This window comes from Agrobacterium sp. O3.4 (assembly GCF_041414895.1).
Taxonomy (GTDB): Bacteria; Pseudomonadota; Alphaproteobacteria; order Rhizobiales; family Rhizobiaceae; genus Agrobacterium; species Agrobacterium cucumeris.
The window spans coordinates 1,127,862-1,142,859 of the sequence record NZ_JALPZP010000001.1; the positions used below are offsets into that span (position 1 = coordinate 1,127,862).

The window sequence follows — 14,998 nt, forward strand, 5'->3', positions numbered from 1 at the left end:
TGCGCGCCATTTGAAGGATGATCGCGATGGGACAGATAGCAATTACGGGGCTCGGATGCGTCTTTCCGGGCGCGGATACCCCGGATCGTTACTGGCGCAATCTGGTCGAGGGCAGGGACAGCACGTCGCCGCTCTCCGTTGCTGAACTGGGTGTCGATTCAGCGCTTTATTATCATCCCGAGCCGGGTACGGCCGATCATATCTGCTACAACCGGAATGGCCACGTGCGTGACTTCCGTTTCGAGGCCGAAGGTTATCGTCTGCCGGCGAAGGACCTTGCCACACTCGACCCGCTGTTTCAGTGGACCATGCATGCGGCGCGCCAGGCGCTTGAAGACAGCGGCGCATCTCCACAGCGTTGCGGCCTGATCGCCGGCAATATCGGCATGCCGACTCATTCCGGCAAACGCCTGATGTCGGGCTTTTATCATCGGATTCTCGAGCCCTATCTGCGGGAACTGCTGGACCGGCCGGACTTTTCCTTCCCCGCCTATTGGGATACCAGCGGCCTGTCCGGGCTCAATCTCATGACCGGTAGCCATAATGCCACGATCGCGGCGCTGGCGCTTGGTCTTTCAGGGCCGACTTACGCCATCGATGCCGCCTGCTCTTCGGCGCTTTACGCCATCCGCGTGGCCAGTTCCTATCTTCTCGACGGCAGCGCCGACATGATGCTGGCGGGCGCGGTCTGCCATGCGGACCATATCTATCTCGACCATGGTTTCAACGTTCTGCAGGCTTTTCCGACCGATGGCCGCTCGGTCCCCTTCGACCGGTCCTCGCAGGGGTTGAAGGCCGGGGAAGGCGCCGGCATCGTGGCGCTGAAACGTTACGAAGACGCACTGCGCGACGGCGACCGGATTTACGGTGTCATCGAGGCGATCGGTGTTTCCAATGATGGCGGCGCCAAGCACATGCTGCTACCCGATCCGCACGGGCAGATGCTGGCGCTGCAACGCGCCTATGCCAGCATTTCGCCTGATATCGATTATCTGGAATGCCATGCGACGGGCACACCGGCGGGCGATCAGGTGGAGCTTTCGACCATCGAGCGCTTCTTTGGCGAAACGTCGATACCGCTTCTTGGCGCCAACAAGGCCAATAACGGCCACAGCCTCACCGCATCGGGCATGGCAAGCCTGCTGAAGGTGCTGCTGGCGATGCAGCACGACCTGATACCGGCGACGCTGCAAATAGAAAACCTTGTGACGACGCCCAAAGGGCTTGTGAAGCGCGATCATATCGTTCGCGAAAACAAACCCTGGGCGAGGGGTGAAAAACCGCGCCGTGCCGGCATCAATGCCTTCGGTTTCGGTGGCGTCAACGGCCACATGGTGCTGCGCGAGCATGTTGCGGGCGCGATGGTGCCGACGATTACAACCCCACCTACCACCACTCCGGCCGGAATTGATATTGTCGGCATCGCCATGGCCCTGCCGGGAACCGATAATGTCGAGACGTTTCGCGAGACGATAACGACCGGACGTCAATGGTTTCAGCCATTGCCACGCACGCGCTGGCTGGGTCTCGAAAAGCGCGCCGATATTCTGGCGCTGGGTGGGATCGGAGAAGCGCCGGCCGGCGGCTATATCGAGAGTTTCGATTTCGATTGCCGCCATTTCAAGCTGCCACCGAAAGTCATCGGCAATCACCTTCTGGCCCACGCCTTTCTGCTGCCGGTGGCCGAGCGGGCATTTCTAGATGCGGGTTATGCGCTGGACGGGCAGAGGCGTAACATCGCGGTCATCGTCGCACGGGATGTCGATCATAGCTGCCTGCGTTATCAGGCGCGCAACGAGATCGGCTGGCAATTGCGCGACAGCCTCGAGAGGTCGGGCATAGAACTTTCGGCAGAGCAGCTCGCCGGTCTGCAAGGAATCGTCAAGGAAAGTCTGTTTCCCGAACCCTTCGCCGAAGGCATTACCGGTGGGGTGGGCAATATCGCCGCAAGCCGTGTGGCCGCGCATCTGCGGCTGGACGGACCGGCCTTTGCCCTGTGTGCGCATGAAAGCTCGGCTTTCAAGGGGCTGCAACTGGCGCGCTACATGCTTTCCGAAAATATGGTCGATGCGGTCATTCTGGCCAGCAGCGCCTGTGATGGCGGGCTGGAAAACATGATCTATGCCAACCCAAATCGCAGCCAGCCCGTGGGGGAAGGCTGCGGCGTGATTATGCTCGAAAGAGCGGATGGCGGACCGGCCGGACGCGCCTATGCCCGCCTTCGTGGCCTTGAAATCCGCCATGACACAGCGCCGGGCACCACCTTCCAGCCATCGGCGGATGCCGTGGCCAATGTGGCGGAGGCCTGCCTGCAAAAAACAGGCGTTGCGCCGCAAGAGATAAGTTATCTCGAACGCTACAGCATGGCGGATGATGTGGAAGCCCGCATCGAGGCGGAGGGGCTTGCCAGGGTCTATGGCGCCACCGTTGCTGCGGACAGTTCAAAGCGTCACTACGGCCATCTTGGCGCGGCTTCCGGCATGCTGAGCCTCATCCATACCGCGCTGGTCCTGCATTACGGCCTGTCACGGCAGCGCGCGACGGGGCCGCAACTGGCGGCAATCAGTGGTATGGGGGTCGATCGGGCCTATACGCATATATTGCTGGAAAGCCCGACAGTGGCGCGGCCTCAGGCGATCAGCGCTCCCGCGGGTGTTTCGGCGACCGATCCTTTGCTCGTAAGGGTCTTTACCGGGCGAGAGCGGACCATGGCCGAGATCATTCTCGATCCCACCAATTTTGCCCTGTTTGAAAAATCTCCACCTGCAATGCGGCCACAGATGTCCCCGGCAGTGGTGACCGAAGCTTTCGATGGCCCGGTCTCCGGCTGCTTCCCACGCCTGCCGCTGACCTGGCAGCAGCGGCAGGCGATCCGGAACGCGCAGACGAACCTGCGCTTCATGCAGACCGAGCAGGCGTTCTATCGTCGCTTGAGCCATATGATGTCCGGTGAGACGGTTAGTCCAGCGCGTGCCGCATTGTTCGATGAAGCGCAGTTGATCGAGCTGACGGATGGTGCGGTCAGCCGCGTGCTCGGGCCGGATTATGCGCTGGCCGATACCTATGCGGTGCGCACGCGCATGCCATCGCCGCCCTATATGTTCGCCTCGCGCATTACCAGCACGACGGCCAAGGCCGGTGCGCTGGAGCCCTGCCGCATCGAATGGGAACTCGATCTGCCCGCCGATGCCTGGTTCATGTGCGAGGACAAGGTTCCGGCTTTCGTGGCGCTGGAATCTTCACATGCGATGATCGTCGCCTTCACGCTTATCGGCTGCGATCAATTGTTCCGGGGTGAATTGCGCTATCGGGCGGTGGACAGCCGCACCTTCGTTTATGGCGAAATGCCGCGCGCCGGCGAATTGCTGCGCGGTCGGGTGGATATCAAATCCTTCCTCAAGGTCGGCCGTAATATTCTGGTTTCCTACGAATATTGGTGCCTTGCCGATGAGCGGCCCGTTTTCCGGCTGGAGGCGAATTCCGGCTTTTTCCTGCCGCGCGATCTGGAACGCTCAAAGGGTGTCGATCCGGCTCCCTTCCTGAAAAATGACGGCGCTGTGCGGCAACCCTTCACACCGCTGCTGAACTGCACGAAGGATCGTTTCACCGAAGATGATATCGAGGCGCTGGGCAACGGTGATCCGGCAAGCTGCTTTGGTCCTGACTACAGAACCGAAACTGCCGCGCCAAAGCTGTGGACACCGATGGCCAGAATGCTCGACCGGGTGGTGGATGTCGACCCCAAAGGCGGCGCGTTCGGCCTCGGCGTGGTGGTCGGCGAGCGCGACATCGATCCAGATCACTGGGCTTTCAAGGCGCATTTCAAGAACGACCCCTGTGTGCCGGGAACATTGCTGGTGGAAGGCTGCGAACAGCTTTTGAAATTCTACCTGGCCTATCTCGGGCTTTATTCGGTGCCTCACCTGAGCGGACATACGCTGACCGACCATCAATACAGCGCCAAGTTCCGGGGGGAGGTGAAACCACAGCGCGATACGCTGAGGTATCGCCTGACCTGCAAGTCGATCGACCTCGCTTATGGCGAGGACGGTGTGACGCTGGAGACCGCATCCTTCGTCTTCGTCGCCGAGATCATCCACAAAGGCAATGTCATCGGCATTTGCGACAATCTCGGCGCCGGTTTTGCCCGTCGCCGCACCGACCAATCATCATGGGTGGCCGCAGCATGAATGAAAATCCGCACATCAATTCCACACCGCTTTTCCGGACATGGAAAAAACAGGCGGGTATTGACCCCACTACCATCGAGGCAATGGGTGGGCTTCTCGCTGATCTCGATAAACGCCTCTATGTACTCGAATTTGGTGGCCAGCGGTCGCTCGAAGCTTCCTGTACCGACGTGGAAAAATGCCGGGGAATTGTACCCGTGCTGACACCCAGCCAACTCGGCGATCCGGGTTTCCTGCGCGATTACGGCGTGCGCATGGCCTATTATGCCGGGGCGATGGCCAATGGCATTCACTCCGAAGACATGGTGATCGCACTTGGCAAGGAGCGGCTTCTGGGTTTTTTCGGTGCGGGTGGGCTTGGCAGGGAGCGTGTCGCCTCGGCGCTGGCGCGCATAAGCGCCGCCCTGCCGCACGGGCCTTGCGGCGTCAATCTGCTGCATAATCCCGGCGATGCCGAATGGGAAATGGATGTGGTACGTCTGTGCATCCGCCATGGCGTGAAGGTGGTTGAGGCTTCTGCCTATATGAACCTTTCGCCGGCCATCGTTTATTGGCGTGCGGCCGGGCTCGTTCGTAACGGGCAGGGGGCTATCGAACCGCGCCATCGCATCATCGCCAAGGTTTCGCGCCGCGAAGTGGCGCAGCATTTCATCAATCCGGCCCCGGAAAAAATCCTTTCAAGGCTGGTCGAGGACGGTCTGATTTCCGCCGAACAGGCGGCGATGGCGGGCGAGGTGCCGATGGCTGACGACATCACCGTCGAGGCCAATTCCGGTGGCCATACCGATAATGGCGTGCTGAATTGCGCCTTTCCTTCCGTTGCGGCGCTAAAAGACGAAATAGCCGATCTCAGGGGCGAGGCATTCCGCATCCGCATCGGCGCAGCTGGCGGCATCGGCAATCCGCAGGCGGTCTATGCGGCTTTCGCCATGGGCGCGGCCTATGTCTGCACGGGGTCGATCAATCAGGCCTGCATCGAGGCCGGCACGTCGCCGCAGGTGAAGACCCTGCTGGGGCGGGCGAAGATGGACGACATGGCGATGGCGCCATCCGCCGACATGTTCGAGATCGGCTCCAAGGTGCAGGTGCTGAAGGGCGGCACCATGTATGCCATGCGCGCCCAGAAGCTTTACAATCTCTACAAGCAATATGACGGCCTCGAAGACATTACGGCAGCGGAAATTGCCAGCCTGGAAAGCGGATTTTTCCAGCGCTCCTTGCCGCAGGTCTGGGAAGAGACCCGGCAGTTCTTTCAGGCGCGCGGCAACCCCAGAATTATCGAGGCGGCGGAGACGCATCCGAAAAAGCGCATGGCGCTGGTCTTCCAGTGGTATCTCGGCCAATCCTCCCGCTGGGCGATTGCCGGAGAGAAATCCCGCGCGGTCGACTACCAGATCTGGTGCGGCCCGGCCATGGGTGCGATCAATGAATGGTTGCGTGGCAGCCCTTACGAGCCGGTCGAGCACCGCTCCGTCGTCGTTATCGCCGATCTTCTGATGCGCAACGCGGCCTATCTTGCAAGGCTCGAAGCGCTGAAAAACGCTGGCCTACCGGTGCCAGACGCACTCTACCGCTACCGGCCCTGGACGGAAAATCCGTTCGATCCTTCAACGCCGCCGACACGGCATCCATCCCCGTCAATCGGAACCGCCCCGGCAGCATCGCCGGCCAAACTGGAGAACGCACAGCCATGATCACAGATACGGACAGCAAGCTGACGCTGAAGATTTCGCGCGATTTCTACAAACGGCTCTGGGAACTGATGCCGGGCGGCACCCACTATAATTTCGGCGACGCCGAGCGCGCCTTCGTGGTGCCCTTCAACAAGGGCCGCAATTCCCGGGTATGGGATCTCGACGGCAATGAACATCTGGATCTCTTCTGCAAATTCGGCGCACTTTTCGTCGGCCATCACAATGAGGCCTATAATGAAGCGCTGATCCGCTACATGGAGAAGGTCACTTCCGTCGATACCTGCGATCTGGAGATCGAGGTGGCGGAACTGATGATCAAGCATATTCCCTGCGCCGAGATGGTGCGGTTTTGCCTGAGCGGTACCGAGGCGGTGCAGAATGCGCTGCGGCTGGCGCGCGGCTTTACCGGCAAGAACCGCTTCATCCGCTTCCATGGCCATTATCACGGCAATGCCGACAACGTCATGGGCTTCCGCAAGAAGGACAATCTCGATTTCCCCGTGCCGGAAAAATACCAGGGTGACATGCTCGATACGCTCGGCCGCGCCGAGGGCGTGCTGGAAAGCCAGAGCTTCATGCTGCCGTGGAACGACATCAACGCGCTGGAAGCCACCATCCGCCGCTACGGCAACGAAATCGCGGCCGTGCTGATGGAGCCGATCTGCATCAATGGCGGCGGCATCTTCCCGGTCGAAGGCTATCTGGAGCGCACCAAGGAACTGTGCGAAGAGCACAATATCGTGCTGATCTTCGACGAGATCATCACCGGCGTGCGTCTGGGGCTCGGCGGCGCGCAGGATATTCTCGGCGTCACGCCGCATCTCGCCACCTTCGGCAAGGCGCTGGGCGGCGGATCGATGCCGATTTCCGCCATTGCCGGCCGGCGCGACATCATGGATCTCTATACGCGCGGCAAAGTCATCCATGCGGGCACTTTTAACGGTTACCCGCTGGGTCTCGCCGCCATCAAGGCGACCTTCGATATCGTCGAGAAGGATCCGGGTTGCTATGACCGGATGCGTCGCTACACCGAACAGATTTCGGGCGTCTTCACCAAGGCGGCGAAGGCTGCCGGAATGCCGCTCGTCATTCAGGGCATGCCGACGGCGCTGGTCTACCATTCGCAGGAAGAGCCGGTGGATCGCTCCGAGGGCTATTCGCACAAGGTGAAATTCTGCGACATCATCATCCGCGAGGTGAGCAAGCGCCACGGCATCCAGTTCTCACCGCTGTCGCGCATCTATTCCAACCTCTTGATGAACCAGGACGACGTGCATTTCTTCGAGGAACGCATCTCCGATGCGCTCGTCAATGCCCGCAAGGTCATGGAAATCGCCTTCAAGGACGAGGAAGTCGCGTGAGCCAGCAAATCGCGGTCGTGACCGGTGCTTCAGGCGGCTTCGGCGCCGCCATTACCCTTGCGTTGCTCGATGTTGGTTATGCGGTAGCGGCTGTTGATATCGACGTTACCGCGCTGCAACGCCTTGAACAGGAGATCGGAAAACCCGGGCACCTTGGCGTTTTCGCCATGGATGTCACCGATCATGGCAGCGTCGAGCAGGCATCGGGTGCCATTGCCGAGAAAATGGGATTGCCGGTGACCGTACTCGTCAACAATGCCGGCATTCTCGATCGCACCTATTGCGTCAACGACCGCAGCCAGACGCAGTCCCGCAAGGTCATCGACGTCAACCTTGCGGGCGCGTTCAACTGCACGGGCGTCTTTACGCGCTCGATGGTGCGCCAGCGTTACGGGCGGGTCATCAACATCGCCTCGATTGCCGGCATCTGGGGGGCAGGGGGTGGGGCAGCTTATGCCGCCTCCAAGGCCGGTCTCATCAAGGCCTCGGAATCCTGGGCGCAGGAACTCGGACAGTTCAACATCAGCGTCACGGCGATTGCGCCGGGCATCTGCAAGACCAACATGTCCAAACCCTTCGAACAGGAAGGCATCAACGACACGGTGGCCGATGAACGTCTGGTGCGCTCGATCGTCCCGGTCGGACGCTGGGGCACGCCTGATGATGTGGCGGAAGTGGTGACGTTTCTGGCCACCTGCAAAACCAATTACCTCAATGCCGCAGTGATCCCGATGGATGGCGGCATGCGGGTCGGAACGCTCTAAACGGAGATCGGCAATGACTTACGATAACGGCGTGGACAATATTCTGCTGACCGGCGCCACCGGCGTCATGGGCGGACGCCTGCTGCAGGAACTGCTCACCACAACAAAAGCCACGGTCTATTGCCTGGTGCGTGCCGCCGACATGGCGGAGGCGATGGGCAAGATCGAGAGCATCCTCTTCTGCTATGACGAGGAACGCAGCCTCAAGGGGGAGGCCGCCGCCCGCATCGTGCCTGTTCTCGGCGATGTTTCCAGATCGCATCTCGGACTGCAAAGGCATGCATGGCGTGACCTTGCCGAAAGGATCGATCTTGCGCTGCATTGCGCGGCCAATGTCAATCTCATCGCATCCTACAGCAAGATCGCGCCGGTCAACGTTGGCGGTTCGGCCAATATGGTGGAGTTTTGCCTCGAGGGTAAAATCCCGTTGATGCATACATCGAGCTTCAGCGTCATCGGCGACAAGCTATACGAGGAGTTTACGCTCTATGAGGATGCGCTCGACGTCGGCCAGCGTTTTCCGGACATGGATTATGAACGTTCCAAGTTCGAGTCGGAAAAGCTGATGCACGCCGCCGGGCAAAAGGGTCTCGATTTCATCATCGTACGCCCGGGCAACATCTGGGGCGACAGCCGTACCGGTCGTTATCCGCTGACGCAGACCAAGGTGAAGGGTATCTATTACGAAGCGGTGCGCGCCATTGTGGAAACCGGCTTCACTTTCGCATCGGATGAAGATTTCGATATCACGCCGGTCGATTACGTGGCACGGGCGAGCCTGCATCTCGCCATGAACTGGCGCGCTCACAACCGCCGCACCTTCAATCTCGTCAATCCAAAACCGATCGACTGGAACACGCTGGTGGAACAGGTGCGCGATTGCGGCTATGTGGTGCGCGAATTGTCACGCGACAATTATTTCGATGCGCTCAATCAGGGCCGGATGCTGCGAGAGGGTAAAGCCTATAGCTCGGTCTTCACCGATCTTCTGTCGATGCTGGGCAATGCCGATTACGTGCGTGACAGCGCCAGATACGACACTGGCAAAGCCCGGCAGGCGCTCGCCGGAACCGGAATCAACTGCCACGAATGCGATGTGATGCTGATGATGCGTTATCTCGATTACGCCTTCGAAAAAGGTTTCCTGCCGCTGGCCGGAAGTGGCTTTCCACTGGCGGAAATTTCGAGGACGGTTGCGCCGCGCGGTTTCATGGAGCGGCTTTACGACGCGAAGCTGGTTTAGATGCGAGTGCTTCCGTGCCGTATCGGGTGCCCGGCTCCCTAGTCATGCAAAGCCATGTCGCGCATGAGGGCGCTGTCCTTGTCCGAATGCGGTGATCCGTAGGCGACGGATGCGGTAACTGTTGCGTCGATTGCCGGCCTGTTGTCGGGGAGCGTCCTTGCAGCGAACACAGCAAGGACGAGCAGCGCCAGTCTGAAGGCGATGGCGCGGAGGAGGGCTTCTGAGGCGTCCATGTATGTCGTTCCGGATCAATAAACTACGGCGACAATGATCGTTGTCCGTGACTTCGCACAATGCGGAAGATACAAGGAAACCCTTCGGATTATCCGAAGGGTCTGGACCGGAGGGGCAAATGCGCTTCGATTTGACCGACCTCCGCCTGTTTCTTCACGTGGTCGAGGCGGAAAGTATTACGCAGGGAGCAGACCGCACGGGTATGGCCTTGCCATCGGCGAGCGCGCGTATTCGCGGCATGGAAGAAATGAGCGGCGTATCGCTTCTCGATCGTGGCGCCCGCGGGGTCAAAGCGACGCCGGCGGGGGATGCTCTGGCCCATCATGCCCGTATCGTGCTCGGGCAGATGGAGCAGATGAGGGGTGATCTGCAGCTTTATGCGCGGGGTCTGCGGGGGCAGGTCCGGATATTTTCGGGGCGGGCGGCAATGGCGCATCTTCCCGGCGCCCTTCGCCGATATCTCGTGGATCACCCGACCATCGACATAGACCTCGAAGAGCGCCAGAGTCCCGATGTGGTTGCAGCCGTTGCCGCCGGGCAAGCGGATCTCGGCATTGCGGCGGACACGACCGATACGGGAACGCTGGAAACACGGCCTTTCGAGATCGACAGGCTTGTTCTGATCACACCTGCCAGCCATCCACTCGCGGACCGGGATATGGTGACGTTCGCGGAGCTTCTCGACGAACCCTTTGTCGGCCTTCCGACGGAAAGTGCGCTTCAGGGGCATCTGGCAACCCATGCGGCGCGCGAGGGCCGGCCGTTCAAACTGCGTATCCGTCTGGATAGTTTCGAAGATATCTGCGCCATGGTCAGCAGCGGTGTCGGGCTTGCCATCGTGCCGGAGGTTTATGCCTTGAGGTACCAGGCCGAATTGCCCTTCAGGACAGTCTCGATCTCCGATGTCTGGGCGCGCCGTCATCTGCTTATCTGTGCTCGAAGTTTTGCGGGACTTCCCGTACATGCCCGCGCCGTGGTCCATTATCTGACGGCGTTGAAAGGCTAGGTCGCCTGTCTTTCGGCGATTTGACCCACAGACATCAAACATTGTGGTTTCGCGTCCCGCCAGTCTCTCAGCCAATTCCTTAGAGGAGAGCCTTGACGGCCAGGTATCTGTCATGCTTAACGTTACTTTATAACGTAACATGATTATAAAGCTTTGTTGCGTGGAAATCAGACTACCCGTGCAGGCGGTTGACAGTGACCGGCGGCAGTGTAGGGTCGCTCCGTCATGGTTCTTTCGCCGCCCGGCGGAAGCTAAGAGGGAATCCGGTTAAATTCCGGAGCTGTCCCGCAACTGTAAGCGGTGAGCCGATCGCCCACGATGTCACTGGCAGCGATGCCGGGAAGACAGGTGAGACGGCCTCGACCCGCAAGCCAGGAGACCTGCCTGACATCATGTAATTCCGTGGTCGGGGGGTGCCATGGGAATGATGGCTGTTTCCGGTCTTCTGCCGGAGACCCGTCATTTTCGACGCCGCCTCGTGAATGAGGCAATGTGACAGATAGTACCCATCCCACCCATCGCGAGCCTTCCGTGCCGGACGCGGTGCTGCTTGTCGCCAAGTCGGCCTTTGCCGCCGCGCCTCATCAGGACATGCAGCGGCTGGCAATGCAGGCCGAAGGGCTTTGCGGCGCTCAGACCGTTCGCATCGCCTTCACGGAGCAGGGAACACCGTCACTCCATGAAGCGCTGTTCGAGCTGATCGATGAGGATGTCGGCCATGTCCTGATCGTTCCGCTGATGCTGCCGCTCGAGCCCAGTTTTCACAACTGGATGACCAAGACATTGAAACGATGGCGGGCAGGCGACCTCCGGCCATGGCCGTCCCTTTCCATAACAGCAAGTCCCACATCGAGCAGCCTGATGGCGCGCCTGCTCGAAGATCTGGCCGAAACGGCGCAGGCGCTTGACCTTTCAGGGCCTGTTCGCCCGGCAGGTGAAGGATCGCTGGTCCCGGCGCAGAAGCGTCGTGTGCTCGTCTGCCAGGGGGCGCCATGCAACTCGGCGGGTGCGGATGTGATCTGGGGTCATCTGCGCAACCAGCAGGAACGGCAGAAACTTCGGGTAACGGGAGAGGGGACCATGACCGCCAAGTCCACCTGTCTTGGCCCCTGCAACCTTGCGCCTGTCCTGCAGGTCTTTCCCGAGGGCACCTATTATGGCGGCGTCACGGAAGAGGCAGTCGATCGCATCGTTGCCGAACATCTGCTGGGTGGCCGCGTCGTTGACGATTTCGCCTACCACCCGACCGGCCGCAAACAGCGGCTTCGTAATCTGTCCGAATAGCATGAGAGGAAATAGAATGTCGGCAAAGAGCTTTTCACGTCTGGCCGCGGCCGCGCTTGCGGCCTTGATCACGGGTGTGGGCGCCAGCGCTCTCGCCACCGAGCCGTTGCGCGTTGGCGCCACCTACATCACGAGCGGTCTCGACCCGGCAAAGGGATCGAACGGCTGGGCGCTTGTCAGCCATGGCGTGGGTGAAAACCTCTTCACCGTCGATCGGGAAGGGCGGCTTGTGCCCGGTCTCGCCGAAAAAGCGGAACGCACCGGCGATCTCAGCTGGAAAGTGACGCTGAAACCGGGCCGCGCCTTTTCCGATGGTTCCCCTGTGACGGCGGCTGCGCTTGCCGCCGGTTTCGACCACACATTTGCGACTAACAAGGCGGCGCTGGCAACGGGTGGAAAACTGGATTTCGAGGCGGCCGATGACCTGACACTGACGATTACCACGGAGAAGCCGGTGGCTTTTCTTCAGGCGCTTTTCGCCGAATGGCCGCTGATCGCCTACAAGCCTGCAACCGACGGTAAGGCGCTGTTCACCGGGCCGTATCAGATTGCGGATTTCAAGGCGGATACGTTACTGACGCTTACGCCGAACACCCATTTTGCCGATGCGGATGCCCGTTCCCCGGTTGATTTTCGCAGGTTCGGCGATGCGCAAAGCATGACACTGGCGCTGGAGGCGGGTGAACTGGACCTTGCTTTCGGATTGCCTTCGGAAGTCGTAAGCCGTCTGAAAACCAATCCGGATCTGACGATCAAGTCTTTCCCTGTCGGTTATCAATATCTCGCTTTCCTGAACACAACGAGGCCGGTTACCGCCGATATCAAGGTACGCCAGGCGCTCGATCTCGGCTTCGACCGCAGGGAACTGGCCGCCGCCATCAATGGTGGTGAACCCGCGACCGGCGCTTATGCCGCCTATTTCCCCTTTGCCGGGAAAGAGCAGCGACAGACCGATCTTGTGAAGGCCGAAGCGCTTCTCGACGAAGCCGGCTGGACGAAGAACGGGGCAGGGAAGCGTGAGAAGGACGGCACGCCGCTGCGCCTTCTCGCCATTACCTATCCGCAGCGCCCGGACCTCGTCACCATGCTGCCGGTGGTGAAGGCGCAGCTTGCCAGAATAGGTATCGAACTCGACACGAAGGTCGTTGAAAATATCCAGGACGTGGCTGCTGCCGGTGAATTCGACATCGCGCTCTGGGCGCAGCATACCGCACCGAACGGAGACCCGGCCTTCTTCCTCAATTCGATGCTGCGCAGCGGTGCCTCGCTCAATTATGCGAAATACGCCTCGCCTGAATTCGATGTCATTCTCGATCGTTTCGCGACGGCTGGCGAGGCCAGCGAACGTGCAACGATCGCGCTTGATGCGCAGGCAAAGCTGTTTACCGACGTTCCTGCATCCTTCCTGGTTTCGCCGGTCTGGTATGTCGGCGTTTCGAAGCGGCTGCAGAACTACGAGCCCTGGGGTTCCGACTATTATGTCCTGCGCGGCGATATAGGCGAAGCGCGGTAAGGTCAGATGCAATTGCTCCGGTTCGGCATATATTCCGTGGTGGGAATGGTTGCGCTTTCATTCGCATCCTTCACGCTCATCGCATGGATGCCCGCCGATCCGGTGCAGATTGCCATTCGGGTGTGGAACCTGACGGCCACGAGTGAAACCGTTGCAGCGCTGCGGGAAGGGTGGGGGCTCGATCGCCCGCTCATCCTGCGTTATCTGCACTGGCTCGTGGATTTCGTGACCGGCGACTGGGGACGATCCTTCCGCACCGGCGAATCCGTCTTTGCGGAATTTATCGAACGTCTGCCTCTCTCGCTCATGCTCGGTATTTCCGGCCTTCTCCTCGCCATTGCCGTCGCCGTACCGCTCGGTTTCAGCGCTGCGGCGCGGCCAGGCGGCATTGCTGATCGTGCCAGCCGGGCATTTTCGGTGTTTGTGCAGGCTGTTCCCGGTTTCTGGCTGGGGCTTGTCCTGCTCTGGGTTCTCGGCGTCCAGCTGCGCTGGATCCGTCCGTTCGGAACCGACATAACGGCAATCGTTCTGCCCGTCATCCTGATCGCCTGCCATTCGGCCGCCGTCTTTGCTCGCATCTACCGCCGCGACATGATCGAGACCACCCGACAGCCGTATTTTCGCACCGCTCTCGCCAAGGGGCTTTCGCACCGGCAGGCGCTCTGGCGTCACGCGCATCGTGGCGCGTTTTATGCCCTGCTTTCGGCGGTGCGCTCGGAGGCGGGGTGGGTGATCGGTTCGACGGCGACCATGGAAATCCTCTTCAATCTTCCCGGCATCAGCCAGTTTCTCGTGCAAAGCATCGCGGTGCGCGACCAGATGGTGCTGCAGGCCTATGTGATGGTCATCGCGCTTTGGCTGCTCTTCATGAACCTGATCGTGCAGCTGTTTCAACGTCTTCTGGATCCACGGCTCGCCTGATGCTCCGGTATTTCGCACTTGCCGTTCTGGCCCTTTTCCTGCTTCTGAGCGCCATCTGGCAGCCATATGATCCTGACGCCGTGGATATCCTGGCCCGCCATTCCGGTATGACGGCGCAGCACCTGCTGGGTACCGATCATCTCGGCCGCGATCTTCTTTCGCGCCTCATGGCGGGCGGATGGCGCACCGCGCTTGTGCTGTTATCGGTCGGCACCATCGCCTTTACCGGCGGCACCTTGCTCGGCGCCGGCGCTGCGGTGCTGGGTGGCTGGCAGGAGAGGGTGGTGCTGCGCTGTTGCGAATTCTTCATCACCGTTCCGACGCTCATCATCGCCCTGACGGCGGCGGCGATTTTTGGGCTTACACCGATGACGGCCGGGCTGGCGCTTGGTCTTGCCGGCATTGGTCCGACGGCTCTGCTTGCCCATTCCCTCAGCCGGCGCGTGCTTGGGCAACCCTTTGTCCATGCCGCACAGGCGCTGGGCGTTCCGCCCTTGCGGATGGTCCTGCGCCATCTTCTGCCGAATATCCTGCCGCTGATGATAACCCATACCGGAAATCAGGTGGGTTTTGCCGTCACCGCCTATGCCTCGCTGGCCTTTATCGGGCTTGGCGCGGACCCTTCCAAACCGGACTGGGGCTCGATGTTGTTCGAGTATCGCGTTTTCATCTTCGATCATCCAAGCCTGATGATCTGGCCCGGCATCGCAATCGCCATCACGGTTGCGACGCTCAATACCGTATTCGACACATCCGACTGATCATTTTGCCGGAACTCGCAGATGCAA

The 14,998-nt window shown here is 60.3% G+C and carries 11 protein-coding genes and 1 riboswitch; of the genes, 10 read left to right on the top strand and 1 reads right to left on the bottom strand.

From position 1 onward, the window contains the following. Positions 1-26 precede the first annotated feature (26 nt). Genes M0412_RS05445 through M0412_RS05465 form a run of 5 tightly spaced genes read left to right on the top strand, consistent with a single transcriptional unit; the run spans position 27 to position 9,252 of the window. Positions 27-4,190, top strand: a complete 4,164-nt coding sequence (locus tag M0412_RS05445; protein ID WP_269699572.1) for a beta-ketoacyl synthase N-terminal-like domain-containing protein — start codon at positions 27-29, stop codon at positions 4,188-4,190. Next, positions 4,187-5,884: a PfaD family polyunsaturated fatty acid/polyketide biosynthesis protein gene (locus M0412_RS05450; RefSeq protein ID WP_269699571.1), complete on the top strand. Its 1,698-nt coding sequence runs from the start codon at positions 4,187-4,189 to the stop codon at positions 5,882-5,884. The genes M0412_RS05445 and M0412_RS05450 overlap by 4 nt, the downstream gene beginning before the upstream one ends. Continuing rightward, positions 5,881-7,245 (top strand): aspartate aminotransferase family protein, encoded by a 1,365-nt coding sequence (locus M0412_RS05455; protein ID WP_205125313.1) that lies wholly within the window; start codon positions 5,881-5,883, stop codon positions 7,243-7,245. The genes M0412_RS05450 and M0412_RS05455 overlap by 4 nt, the downstream gene beginning before the upstream one ends. Then, positions 7,242-8,009, top strand: a complete 768-nt coding sequence (locus M0412_RS05460) for an SDR family NAD(P)-dependent oxidoreductase (RefSeq protein ID WP_269699570.1) — start codon at positions 7,242-7,244, stop codon at positions 8,007-8,009. Before M0412_RS05455 ends, M0412_RS05460 begins: the two co-directional genes overlap by 4 nt. Before the next feature lie 13 nt (positions 8,010-8,022). After that, positions 8,023-9,252, top strand: coding sequence for a thioester reductase domain-containing protein (locus tag M0412_RS05465; protein ID WP_269699569.1), 1,230 nt, complete (start codon positions 8,023-8,025; stop codon positions 9,250-9,252). 38 nt (positions 9,253-9,290) lie between these two features. Here the strand turns inward: M0412_RS05465 and M0412_RS05470 are convergent, their stop codons facing one another. Next, positions 9,291-9,485, bottom strand: coding sequence for a hypothetical protein (locus M0412_RS05470; protein WP_269699568.1), 195 nt, complete (start codon positions 9,483-9,485; stop codon positions 9,291-9,293). Positions 9,486-9,604: 119 nt separating this feature from the next. Here M0412_RS05470 and M0412_RS05475 point away from each other — a divergent pair, with 119 nt between their 5' ends. From M0412_RS05475 to M0412_RS05495, 5 genes are all read left to right on the top strand, one after another. Then, positions 9,605-10,492: a LysR family transcriptional regulator gene (locus M0412_RS05475; protein WP_269699567.1), complete on the top strand. Its 888-nt coding sequence runs from the start codon at positions 9,605-9,607 to the stop codon at positions 10,490-10,492. Between the two features lie 209 nt (positions 10,493-10,701). Continuing rightward, a riboswitch (cobalamin riboswitch) is annotated at positions 10,702-10,895 on the top strand. A gap of 89 nt (positions 10,896-10,984) precedes the next feature. Next, complete coding sequence (locus M0412_RS05480; protein ID WP_237681350.1) at positions 10,985-11,776, top strand: (2Fe-2S) ferredoxin domain-containing protein; 792 nt, start codon at positions 10,985-10,987, stop codon at positions 11,774-11,776. A gap of 16 nt (positions 11,777-11,792) precedes the next feature. Next, a complete protein-coding gene (locus M0412_RS05485; protein WP_269699566.1) occupies positions 11,793-13,289 on the top strand; it encodes an ABC transporter substrate-binding protein in 1,497 nt (498 codons plus the stop codon). A gap of 6 nt (positions 13,290-13,295) precedes the next feature. Next, the gene (locus tag M0412_RS05490; RefSeq protein WP_269699565.1) at positions 13,296-14,210 is read left to right on the top strand and encodes an ABC transporter permease; all 915 of its coding nucleotides are present in this window, start codon (positions 13,296-13,298) and stop codon (positions 14,208-14,210) included. Then, a complete protein-coding gene (locus M0412_RS05495; RefSeq protein WP_269699564.1) occupies positions 14,210-14,971 on the top strand; it encodes an ABC transporter permease in 762 nt (253 codons plus the stop codon). Before M0412_RS05490 ends, M0412_RS05495 begins: the two co-directional genes overlap by 1 nt. The last annotated feature ends 27 nt before the right edge of the window (positions 14,972-14,998 follow it).

What these genes read in the sequence shown, in the direction of transcription:
- M0412_RS05475 (WP_269699567.1), top strand. Translation starts at nt 9,605, where the DNA reads ATGCGCTTCGATTTGACCGACCTCCGCCTGTTTCTTCACGTGGTCGAG.
- M0412_RS05465 (WP_269699569.1), top strand. Translation starts at nt 8,023, where the DNA reads ATGACTTACGATAACGGCGTGGACAATATTCTGCTGACCGGCGCCACC.
- M0412_RS05470 (WP_269699568.1), bottom strand. Translation starts at nt 9,485, where the DNA reads ATGGACGCCTCAGAAGCCCTCCTCCGCGCCATCGCCTTCAGACTGGCG.
- M0412_RS05455 (WP_205125313.1), top strand. Translation starts at nt 5,881, where the DNA reads ATGATCACAGATACGGACAGCAAGCTGACGCTGAAGATTTCGCGCGAT.
- M0412_RS05490 (WP_269699565.1), top strand. Translation starts at nt 13,296, where the DNA reads ATGCAATTGCTCCGGTTCGGCATATATTCCGTGGTGGGAATGGTTGCG.
- M0412_RS05445 (WP_269699572.1), top strand. Translation starts at nt 27, where the DNA reads ATGGGACAGATAGCAATTACGGGGCTCGGATGCGTCTTTCCGGGCGCG.
- M0412_RS05485 (WP_269699566.1), top strand. Translation starts at nt 11,793, where the DNA reads ATGTCGGCAAAGAGCTTTTCACGTCTGGCCGCGGCCGCGCTTGCGGCC.
- M0412_RS05450 (WP_269699571.1), top strand. Translation starts at nt 4,187, where the DNA reads ATGAATGAAAATCCGCACATCAATTCCACACCGCTTTTCCGGACATGG.
- M0412_RS05495 (WP_269699564.1), top strand. Translation starts at nt 14,210, where the DNA reads ATGCTCCGGTATTTCGCACTTGCCGTTCTGGCCCTTTTCCTGCTTCTG.